The 1035-nt window shown below is 50.1% G+C and carries 3 protein-coding genes; all 3 read right to left on the reverse strand.

The annotated features are described in order from the left end of the window. Positions 1-69: 69 nt before the first annotated feature. A complete protein-coding gene (locus PX481_RS07295) occupies positions 70-435 on the reverse strand; it encodes a DUF948 domain-containing protein (protein WP_288002681.1) in 366 nt (121 codons plus the stop codon). Then, positions 436-795: a YtxH domain-containing protein gene (locus PX481_RS07300; RefSeq protein ID WP_002761233.1), complete on the reverse strand. Its 360-nt coding sequence runs from the start codon at positions 793-795 to the stop codon at positions 436-438. It lies immediately after the preceding gene. 29 nt (positions 796-824) lie between these two features. Further along, a partial coding sequence (locus tag PX481_RS07305) for a hypothetical protein (protein WP_288094163.1) occupies positions 825-1035 on the reverse strand: 211 nt, incomplete at its 5' end.

The following is a 1035-nucleotide window of genomic DNA, read 5'->3' on the forward strand; positions in this document are numbered from 1 at the left end:
CACCCCACACCCCACACCTCACACCCTACACCCCACACCCCACACCCCACACCCCACTTCCCCATCTGCTTAACTGCGTTTCCAAGTATTCCAAGCGACTTTAAAACCGATCAAGAGGCGACGGCTGCCACGATCGAGCTTGCTGAGACCAGCTTTAGCACTACCGAGACTGCGATCGACTCCTTGGAAAACTTGGCGGGTACTTTTGACCCCTTCATCGATATTTTCGGTTAATTCGCTGATTTCTGCCCCTGTCAGGCGAATTGCTTCTAGAGTCGGGGGAAATTCCCGATGGAGGGTATCGAACAATTTTTCGGCACTCCGGGCTGCCCGGGCTAACTCTTGCAGAGCAGGTAAAGCGGCGATGAAAACCGCCGTTAAACTAACGGCGACTAGCAGTAAAGAACATCCTAGCCAGAAAATAGGTTCGGTCATTTAGTAGTGATTCGAGTGTTGATTATCGCCCTGGGGGGATTCTTGCGAGTCAGGGGAGGGATTGTCCGTGGCTAGACTTTGACTAGCTTCGATTCCGGCTGTCACCGCCTCTTTTAATCTCATTAAAGTATCATCCCAATTACGCCGGGCCGATTCCGATAGGCGATCGGCCTGTAATTGCATCGTCGTGGTCAGATCTTCGGCTAATTCAGGCAAAGCCCGGGCGGATTTTTGCAGAATTCGACGGGTTTCTTTTCCAGATCTCGGCGCTACTAATAAACCCGCCACTGCCCCGATCGCACTGCCCACTAAAACCCCGACGACGAATAAGCCACCGTTACCGTTATTTTTATCTGCCATAGGATTGCCCCTGTACTTAATTCCCAATTTTACGAGGAATTACACTTCTCTTGTGCAGTTTCTTCGGCAAAAATTTTGACCTGTTGCTCTTGGTAAGCAGCAACAGACCTAGAAGGGATAAATTCGGAGAAAACTAGCGATCGGGTAAAACCTGATTTTATGGCTGACTTTGAGCCAATAAGGGAGTGAAAAAGAAGAACCTCTGGGAGTCTTGCCGTGTTTCGACCCCAAAGGTTCCTC

It is taken from the genome of Microcystis sp. M53603_WE2 (assembly GCF_030065435.1).